The sequence below is a fragment of the Stenotrophomonas sp. TEPEL genome (genome assembly GCF_004348785.1).
In the GTDB taxonomy this organism is placed as follows: domain Bacteria; phylum Pseudomonadota; class Gammaproteobacteria; order Xanthomonadales; family Xanthomonadaceae; genus Stenotrophomonas; species Stenotrophomonas indicatrix.
Genome location: NZ_QQXJ01000001.1, coordinates 2,494,080 through 2,503,265, shown reverse-complemented (window position 1 = coordinate 2,503,265; position 9,186 = coordinate 2,494,080). Strand labels below are relative to the sequence as shown.

Sequence of the window (9,186 nt, the reverse complement as noted above, 5' to 3'; positions counted from 1 at the left end):
GTGTCGGAGCGCGGGGACGCCGCAAGTACGTCCCTGNAGGCTTGGCAGCCGCATCCATGCGGCTGACACCCCGCACTCCGACACCGCCCCACCNCTGACAGATNNCNGCGGCTGTTGGTNGGNGTCGNCNTTGGTCGACACATCTGTCACATATCGAATGAACTCATCCGTGCCGACCAAGGTCGACACCCACCAGAGCAGAATGCCGTTCAGACAGATCGCGGGTAACTCTCGAAGGCGGGGTGGGTCCGGTGGAGGGGGCGTGAGCCGCATGGATGCGGCGACCGAGCCTACATGGACGTACTTGCAGCGTCCCCCGCAACCGGACCCACCCCGCCAACCCACAGGAACCCAGCTTCTGCCGTTGACGTTGCCTCTGCGGGTGCAGGGTGCAACCCAGCAAAACAAACCCCACCCTACGCCGCCGTCGGTTGTGCAATCTGCCCCCGCGCACTACGATCCTGCGGTTCGCGCGCACGCGCGCGCCACGTATTCCTGCTGAGCGCCCCGCGCGCCGCACCTGCCAACCCGAGGTCTTCATGGTCATCAAACCGCGCGTCCGCGGCTTCATCTGCGTCACCACCCACCCGACCGGCTGCGACGCCGCCGTCAAGCAGCAGATCGACTACATCCGTGCGCGCCCGCCGATCCAGAACGGCCCCAAGCGCGTGCTGGTGATCGGCGCCTCGACCGGCTACGGCCTGGCCGCGCGCATCACGGCCGCCTTCGGTAGTGGCGCGGCAACCCTGGGCATCTTCTTCGAGCGCCCGGGCAGTGAAACCAAGCCGGGCACGGCGGGCTGGTACAACTCGGCGGCGTTCCACAAGTACGCCGACGAAGCGGGTCTGTATGCCAAGAGCATCAACGGCGATGCGTTCTCCGATGAGGTGAAGGCCAAGACCATCGAGATGATCAAGGCCGATCTCGGCCAGATCGACCAGGTGGTCTACAGCCTGGCTGCACCGCGCCGCAAGCATCCCAAGACCGGCGAGATCATCAGCTCCACGCTGAAGCCGATCGGCGAGCCGATCACCCTGCGTGGCCTGGATACCGACAAGGAAGTGCTGACCGAAACCCACCTGCAGCCGGCCACCCCGGAAGAAATCGCCGGCACCGTCGCGGTGATGGGCGGCGAGGACTGGCAGATGTGGATCGACGCGCTGGCCGATGCCGGCGTGCTGGCCAACGGCTGCACCACCACGGCCTTCACCTATGTGGGCGAAGAGATCACCCAGGCGATCTACTGGAACGGCTCCATCGGTGCTGCCAAGAAGGATCTGGACGACAAGGTGCTGGGGCTGCGCGAGAAGCTGGCCAGGATCGGCGGCGATGCGCGCGTGTCGGTGTTGAAGGCGGTGGTGACCCAGGCCAGCTCGGCCATTCCGACCATGCCGCTGTACCTGTCGCTGCTGTTCAAGGTGATGAAGGAAAAGGGCACCCACGAAGGCTGCATCGAGCAGCTCGACGTGCTGTACGACATCCTGTACGGCGCCAAGGCCGATGGCGTGGCAGTCGATCGCCTGCGGCACGATCTGGTCGATGGCGATGGCCATACCGTTGCGCTGATCGATGAGGAAGGCCGCCTGCGCGCCGACTACAAGGAAATGGCCGCTGACGTGCAGGGCAAGGTGCTGGCGCTGTGGCCGCAGGTGACCAACGAGAACCTGTACGAGATCAGCGACCTGGCCGGCTACAAGGCCGATTTCCTGCGCCTGTTCGGTTTCGGTGTGGAAGGTGTCGACTACGAAGCCGACGTCAACCCGGACGTGAAGATCGACAACCTGGTCGATCTGACCTGAGACGAAAGAAGGTAGCGCCGGGCCATGCCCGGCGGATGCCTTGAATGCCGCTGCGCTCGCCGGGCATGGCCCTGCCCGGCGGATGCCTTGAATGCCGCTGCGCTCGCCGGGCATGGCCCGGCGCTACCGGTGAGGTGTCAGCCGAACTCGAAGTTCATCGCCGGCGCTGCAGGGCCGACGAAATCGCCCTGCACGTAATCGACGCCGGCACTGAACAGCAATGTCATCGAGTTGGCGTCGCTGACGAACTCGGCAATGGTGCGGATGCCCGCTTCCTGCGCGCGTGCGGTGATCTGGCTGACCCGGTCGATGTTCTCGCGTGTGGCGGCGAGGTCGCTGGTGAAACCGCGATCAAGCTTGAGGAACTGCGGCTGGAAATGGGCCAGCAACTGGAACGAGTCCAGGCCCGAGCCGAACTGTTCCAGGCCGATCCGGCAGCCGAGCGGTGCCACTTCCGCCAGGAACTGCTGGGCGCTGCGCAGGTGGGTGAACACCTTCGACTCCGGCGCATGCAGCCACAGTCGTTCGCCAGGCACGCCGTGTGCCTGCAACTGCTGGCGCAGCGTGGCGATCATCTTCGGATCATCGAACGATTCCGGCGTGACCTTCACCAGCATCTGCGTGGGATGACCCTCGCGGGCACGTGCGCCCAGCACCGTGATCGCCTGCGACACGACCCAGCGGTTGATGTCCGCCAGCAGGCCATGCTCTTCGGCAATGCCGAGGAAGGCGGTCGGGCTCAGCAGTTCTCCGTTGTGTTCCAGCCGCAGGTAGGCTTCATACAGCTCCAGCGACTCGCCCTGCAGGTTCAGCACCGGCTGGTAATGCAGCTGGAAGCCATCGCCTGCCAGAGCTTCGCGGATACGTGCGACCCAGCGCTGCACGCGCTCTTCCTCCACGCGATCAACAGCGGCCGGGTCGAAGATGCGGCAGGTATTGCCGAGGGCGGCTGCGGCCTGCGTGCATTCACTGGCGCGCGCCAGCACCTGGCCGATGCTGGCGATCTTCTCGCCCACCTGCACCCCGCCAATGCTGACGGTCACCGTGGCCGAGCGCGCGCCGATGCTGAAGACGTGTGCGGCGTAGGCTTCGCGGATGCGCTCGGCCAGTGCCACGGTCTGCGCATAGGGGCCGGACTGCAGTACGGCGAAACTGTGTTCGCCGAAACGGGCCAGCTGCGCATCATCGCCAACCACGTCGGCCAGCAGGGCGGCGAGGGCGCCGATCAGGGCGTCGGCCGAGGCCAGTCCGATATCCGGGAGCAGGCGCGCGTAATGGTCCGGCTCGACCATCAGCAGGCCGAACTGGCCTTCGCTGCGCCCGGCCTGGGCAACCGCGTCCTCGACCTGCAGCATGAAGGTGGGGCGGTTGAGCAGGCCGGTAACCTGGTCGCGCTGGCGCAGGTCCTCGACCTCGCGCGCCAGCTCCGGGTCGAATTCCATGCGCCGGCGGAACACCACCTGCAGGCAGGATTCGCCCTCGTAGGTGGCTGCGGTGAATTCCATCGTTGCCGGGAAGGCGCTGCCGTCCTGGTGGCGGGCGTCCAGCTGATACTGCGGCGGCGGTGCTTCGCCGCGGCTGAGTGACTTCAGCAGCTGCTTGAAATCATCCACGTGCTGGGCGGCAACCATGTCCAGCAGCGAGATGCCTTCGACCTCCTCGAAATCCTCGTAACCGAACATTTCCAGGTAGGCATCGTTTGCGCGGATATGCATGCCTTCGTGGACATAGGCGATCGGCTCGCGCGAAGAGGCGATCAGCGCGTCGCAGCGACGCTCGGTCTCGCGCATCTGCGCTTCGATCCGGCGCAGGCCGCGGCGCGCCTGCAGGTCGACCCACTGGTCGCGGACCACCGCCAGCAGGTGTTCGGCGCGCTGGCGCAGGGCGAGGGCGCGCACCCCGTTGCTGCTGGCCTGTACCAGTTCGTCCTCGTCGATGCGTTCGGCCAGCAGCACCAGCGGGATGTCCTTGCCGCTGGCGGCGATGTGCTGGGCCACCAGTGGCAGCGGAATGCTCTGCGAGGGCGCAGCCAGCACCAGGTCGATCGCCTGGCTGGCCAGCACCTGCGACAGCTCGGCCGAGTCCTGCGGGCGCCATGGGCGCACGGCGATGCCGCTGTTGCGCAGGGTGCTGACGATGGCTTCGGCGTTCTCGCCGCTGTCATCGACGATCAGCAGGCGGATGGTGATGTCGTTCGCGTTCTGCATGCACTGCTCCCCAATCTGCAAATCTAGATACACGATGCGTGGCGGCGCGTCCATGCGCGCAACGGTTGCGTGCATGGAACGGCGATGCGGTTCACACCACGCCGCCGGCCGCGTGCCCGCTGGCCCAGGCCCACTGGAAGTTGTAGCCGCCCAGCCAGCCGGTCACGTCCAGCACCTCGCCGACGAAATGCAGGCCGGGTACGCGCTTGGATTCCAGCGTCGAGGAAGAGACCTCGTTGGTATCGACACCGCCCAGGGTGACTTCGGCGGTGCGGTAGCCCTCGGTGCCGCTGGCCACCAGCGGGAACGCTGAAAGCACCTGTGCGGCCTTGCGCAGGTCCGGCTCGTCCAGCTGGCGTACCGGGCGGTCGGGCAGCCAGTGCTCGCACAGGCGCTGCGCCAGCCGCTTGGGCAGCACATCGCCCAGCACCGTGCGCAGTTCCGCGGCGGGGCGTTCGCGTTTCATCTGGCGCAGCCATTCGGCGGCATCCTGGCCGGGCAGCAGATCCAGCGACAGCGCGTCGCCGGGCTGCCAGAACGAGGAAATCTGCAGGATGGCCGGGCCACTGACGCCGCGATGGGTCAGCAGCATGAAGTTGCGGAAGCTGGCGCCGTTGCTGCTGGCCTCGACCGGCAGGGCGACGCCACTGAGCTCGGCCAGGCGCTCCTGGTGGGTGCCGCTGAGGGTCAACGGCACCAGGCCGGCGCGGGTGGGCAGCACCCGGTGGCCGAACTGGCGCGCGATCTCATAGCCGAACCCGGTTGCGCCCAGGCTGGGGATGGACAGGCCGCCGGTGGCGACCACCAGCGAGGCGCAATGGAACAGGCCATGCGTGGTGTGCACGCGGAAGCCGTCAGTGCCGTGCTCGATGCGCTCCACGCTGCACTGCGTGCGGATCTGCACGCCGGCCTGCTGGCATTCGTCCACCAGCATCTTCACGATCTGCTTGGACGAAACATCGCAGAACAGCTGGCCCAGTTCCTTCTCGTGATAGGCGATGCCGTGGCGCTCGACCATGTCGATGAAGTGGTACGGCGAGTAACGCGCCAGTGCCGACTTGCAGAAATGCGGATTGGCCGACAGGAAGTTGGCCGGGGTGGTGCCGGTGTTGGTGAAGTTGCAGCGACCACCGCCGGACATCAGGATCTTCTTGCCGATCTTGTTGGCGTGGTCGATCACCTGCACATGCCGGCCTCGCTGGCCCGCCGTGATCGCGGTCATCAGCCCGGCAGCGCCGGCACCGATCACCAGCACGTCGCAGCGGATCGTGCTCATGCCTTGGCGCGCTTTCGCCAGTTGGGGATCACGTCCAGCTGCATCTGATCGTTGAGCAGCTGCACTTCGGCGTCCTGGATCAGCACGCTCCAGCGCATCGCACGCTGGATCTGCTGGCCCCACAGGTCGACAAAGCCGCCGTCCAGGTCGACCACCGACAGGTTGTCGAAGCGGGCCAGGCCCTTGCCCTGCTTCTGCCACCAGATGTCCGATGCATTGCCGCCGTAGTTGACCACCTGCACCTGCCGGCTGCGGTTGCTGGCCTTGCGGATGCGCGACTCGTCCGGATGGCCGAGGTCGATCCACTGCAGGATGTCGCCGGTGTAGTCGTGTTCCCACAGGTCCGGCTCGTCGTCGGTGCTCAGGCCGCGGCCGAATTCCAGGCGGTCGCCAGCGTTCAGCGCGAAGGCGAGCAGGCGCACCATCAGGCGTTCGTCGGTTTCGGACGGATGCTGGGCCAGGGTCAGGTTGTGGGTCGCGTAGTAGCCGCGATCCATGTCGCTGATCTGCAGTTCGGCCTTGCGGATGGTGGCGGTGAGGGCCATGAAGATCCAGAGGGGTAAAGACCGTCAATGATAGAGGTTTGCCCCGGGGGTGTCCGGTATGGGGGTGTCGGCAGGGCGTGATCGGTGGCACGCTGGCCGCCCTGATGCTTCCGGCGTGTCCTGTCGTATGTCCCTTTCACGTCCGCGCCGACTGCAGGTCGATGGCGCCCCGATCGCGCCATGAGCACGCCCAGCCGACTGCAGCTGCCGCCCGGGGACTGGGTTTCCCTGCTGGATGGCCTGTGCGCGCGCTTCCCGCGCATCGACCGGCTGCAATGGGAGAGTCGCTTCGCACGCGGGCGAATACAGGACGCGCAGGGCAGGGCGCTGGCACCGGACATGCCGTGGCAGGTGGGGCTGGAGATCCGCTACTTCCGTGAAGTGGCCGATGAGCCGGTGATTCCCTTCGAGGAGAGCATCCTTCATCACGACGCGCACCTGCTGGTGGCCGACAAGCCGCACTTCCTGCCGACCGCGCCGGCCGGCGCTTTTGTGCGCCAGACCCTGCTGGCGCGCCTGGTCGAGCGCACCGGCAACGCCAACCTGGTGCCGTTGCACCGGCTGGACCGGCTGACGGCCGGCCTGGTGCTGTTTTCCACCCAGCCGCAAACGCGCGACGCGTACCAGAGGCTGTTTCGTGAGCGCCGCATAGCGAAGACCTACGAGGCGCTGGCGCGGGCCTTGCCGGACCTGCGGTTTCCGCTGGAGCGGCATAGCCGCTTGCAGCCGGGGGAACCGTTCTTCCGTATGGCTGAAGTTCCCGGCGAGCCGAATGCGCTGACCCGGGTCGAGGTCATTGATGCGCATGGCCCGGTCTGGCGCTACCGGCTTGCGCCCGAGTCCGGGCGCAAGCATCAGCTGCGCGTCCATATGGCCGCGCTCGGGGCGCCGATCCTGGGGGACGAGCTCTATCCGCAGCTGCACGTGCGGCCACAGGGTGCGGCCGAGCCGCCGTTGCAGCTGCTGGCGCAGGCGTTGGCCTTCGACGATCCGTTGACCGGCCAGCGACGCAGCTTCCGCAGCGCGCGCACCTTGTCGGTTCCCGGCTGACGCACAGCCGGATTCACCTGCCCGGTCGTCGCGCCAGCCAGCGGTCCAGCTCGGCAGCGAACAACTGGCGGTCGCGCGCGCCGAGCGGCGGTGGCCCGCCGGTCTGGACGCCGGCGCCACGCAGTTCTTCCATGAAATTGCGCATCGACAGCCGCTCGGCCATGTTGTTGGGGGTGTACAGCTGGCCGCGCGGATTCAGGGCCACGCCCTTCTTCTCCAGCACCAGGGCCGCCAGGGGGATGTCCTGGGTGACCACCAGATCGCCGGCGGCCACCCGCTCGACAATGGCGCTGTCAGCCACATCCAGTCCCTGCGGAACCTGGATGGAGCGCAGCCAGCGCGAAGGCGGGGTGCGGATCCACTGGTTGGCGACCAGGGTCAGCTCCACGCCGACCCGTTCAGCTGCGCGGAACAGGATGTCGCGGATGACAACAGGGCAGGCGTCTGCGTCCACCCAGATGCGGGGGAGCAGGGGTTCAGCTCGGGTTTCAGCTTCAGTCATTTACCCAGTGTAGGGTAGGAAAAACCTGAATGGGGACCCGGGTTTAGCCTCGATCTGGTGCAACCCCTTGCCCTGTCTAGGGGCCGGCCGTTTGACGCTGAATATCAAGGCTATCGCTTTTTGCTCAAAACACGCGTATCGTCTGGCCCACTGTGTTTGCTAGGGTCACCGTGAATCGTGGCCTGGTGCAGTTGATCTCACGATCCGCTCATCGATCCGCTTTACCAACGCCTGCAACTCAGTCTCGGCCCCGATACCCGGTGGCTGCGATTTTTTTCAACATGTGTTTCAGGAGTTAGTAAATATGTCTGATCGTCAGACCGGCACTGTCAAGTGGTTCAACGACGCCAAGGGCTTCGGCTTCATCACCCCGGAAAGCGGCCCGGACCTGTTCGTGCATTTCCGCGCGATCCAGGGCACCGGCTTCAAGACCCTGCAGGAAGGCCAGAAGGTTACCTTCGTCGCCGTCCAGGGCCAGAAGGGTATGCAGGCTGACCAGGTGCAGGCGGTCTAATCCGTCTGCTACCGTTTGGTAGCCAGAACGCCGGGAGCGAAAGCTCCCGGCGTTTTTCGTTTGCGTCGCACGACGGGTTCAACCCGCAGCCAGCGCCCGCTCCAGCAATTGGGTTATTTCCTGGTACTCGGCGCGTTCGGCTGCCGGAATGCGCAACAGGATCTCGCGCAGGACATCAACCACCTCCGGACCCACCGGCACTTCCATCCATTGCAGGTGATAGGCCGCCAGTATCCGGCTGTCGTCATCGCTGGAATGGAGCTGACTGAACAGCAGCGGCAAGGCTTCGGGCCTCATGCATTCACCCAGCGCGTCGGTGCAGCGTTGCTGCCAGAACGCGGGCTGCGCTGCGATCATCTTCTGCAGGCGCTGCCAATCGTGCGCTTCGAATCTGCGCAGGACGCCCTTGGCAACGTGTTCGCAGATGTACTGCGTCCAGTTGTGTTCCTCGGATTGCCCGAGGTAACCAAGCAGTGCATCGAACGGCGGGGTGTCCATGCTGGCAGGCCTTCCACGGCCGGGCAGGGTAGCAGACACCTGCGTGCACCAGGCCGCGCTACCATCGGGCACCTTTCTACGGAAGCCGCCCATGCGCATCGTCCATCATCTGGAAAATTCCCGTTCGCTTCGCGTGCTGTGGATGCTGGAAGAGCTGGGGCTGGACTACGAACTGCGCCGCTACCCGCGCGACCCGAAGACCCTGCTGGCGCCGCCGGAACTGCGCCAGGTGCATCCGCTGGGCAAGGCGCCGGTGCTGCAGGATGGCGACCTCATCCTGGCCGAATCCGGCGCCATCCTCGACTACCTGGTTGACCGCTACGACGTGCATCGCCAGCTGTCGCCGTCGCCGGTACCGGCCGAAGGCAAAGAGCGCATCGATTACCGCTACTGGCTGCACTATGCCGAAGGTTCGGCCATGCCGCCGATGCTGCTGACCCTGGTGATCAGCCGCATCCGCAGCGCGCCGATGCCATTCTTCGCGCGGCCGATCGCCCGCAGCATCGCCGACAAGGCCGAGCGCGGTTTCATCGGCCCGCAGCGACGCCTGCATCTGGACTGGATGGAACGGCGCCTCGCCGAAAGCCCGTGGTTTGCAGGCGAACGCTTCACCGCGGCGGACATCCAGATGAGCTTCCCGATCCAGGCGGCGGCCGCACGCGGCGGCGGGCTGGACGACAAGCCGGCGTTGCGTGGCTTCCTCAAGCGCATCGGCGAGCGCCCGGCCTACCGGCGCGCCGAGGCGCACGGCGGGGCATTGCAGGCCCTGCGCGGCGATTGAGGATGGCCGTCGCC

9 protein-coding genes are annotated in these 9,186 nt (G+C 66.2%); 4 read left to right on the top strand and 5 right to left on the bottom strand.

From position 1 onward, the window contains the following. The first annotated feature begins 539 nt into the window (after positions 1-539). A complete protein-coding gene (fabV, locus tag TEP_RS11245; protein ID WP_132825338.1) occupies positions 540-1,799 on the top strand; it encodes an enoyl-ACP reductase FabV in 1,260 nt (419 codons plus the stop codon). Positions 1,800-1,936: 137 nt separating this feature from the next. Here the strand turns inward: fabV and TEP_RS11240 are convergent, their stop codons facing one another. The 3 genes from TEP_RS11240 to TEP_RS11230 form a co-directional block, all read right to left on the bottom strand. Continuing rightward, a complete protein-coding gene (locus TEP_RS11240) occupies positions 1,937-4,006 on the bottom strand; it encodes an EAL domain-containing protein (RefSeq protein ID WP_132825337.1) in 2,070 nt (689 codons plus the stop codon). 91 nt (positions 4,007-4,097) lie between these two features. After that, positions 4,098-5,282 carry an NAD(P)/FAD-dependent oxidoreductase gene (locus tag TEP_RS11235; RefSeq protein WP_132825336.1) on the bottom strand — a complete coding sequence of 395 codons (1,185 nt, stop codon included), beginning with the start codon at positions 5,280-5,282 and terminating at the stop codon, positions 4,098-4,100. Beyond that, positions 5,279-5,827 (bottom strand): YaeQ family protein, encoded by a 549-nt coding sequence (locus TEP_RS11230; protein WP_025875114.1) that lies wholly within the window; start codon positions 5,825-5,827, stop codon positions 5,279-5,281. Before TEP_RS11230 ends, TEP_RS11235 begins: the two co-directional genes overlap by 4 nt. Positions 5,828-6,007: 180 nt before the next feature. Between TEP_RS11230 and TEP_RS11225 the strand changes: the two genes are divergently transcribed. Beyond that, positions 6,008-6,877 (top strand): pseudouridine synthase, encoded by an 870-nt coding sequence (locus TEP_RS11225; RefSeq protein WP_132825335.1) that lies wholly within the window; start codon positions 6,008-6,010, stop codon positions 6,875-6,877. 13 nt (positions 6,878-6,890) lie between these two features. Here TEP_RS11225 and TEP_RS11220 read toward each other — a convergent pair whose 3' ends face one another. After that, complete coding sequence (locus TEP_RS11220; RefSeq protein ID WP_127563463.1) at positions 6,891-7,379, bottom strand: YaiI/YqxD family protein; 489 nt, start codon at positions 7,377-7,379, stop codon at positions 6,891-6,893. A 304-nt stretch (positions 7,380-7,683) separates the two neighbouring features. On the opposite strand from TEP_RS11220, the gene TEP_RS11215 reads away from it, so the two are divergent. Next, entirely contained in the window at positions 7,684-7,893 is a 210-nt protein-coding gene (locus TEP_RS11215) for a cold-shock protein (protein WP_025875108.1), read from the top strand. A gap of 78 nt (positions 7,894-7,971) precedes the next feature. On the opposite strand, the gene TEP_RS11210 is transcribed toward TEP_RS11215, so the two are convergent. After that, positions 7,972-8,391 (bottom strand): hypothetical protein, encoded by a 420-nt coding sequence (locus tag TEP_RS11210; protein ID WP_132825334.1) that lies wholly within the window; start codon positions 8,389-8,391, stop codon positions 7,972-7,974. Between the two features lie 91 nt (positions 8,392-8,482). Here TEP_RS11210 and TEP_RS11205 point away from each other — a divergent pair, with 91 nt between their 5' ends. Then, the gene (locus TEP_RS11205; protein ID WP_025875105.1) at positions 8,483-9,172 is read left to right on the top strand and encodes a glutathione S-transferase; all 690 of its coding nucleotides are present in this window, start codon (positions 8,483-8,485) and stop codon (positions 9,170-9,172) included. Positions 9,173-9,186: the final 14 nt, after the last annotated feature.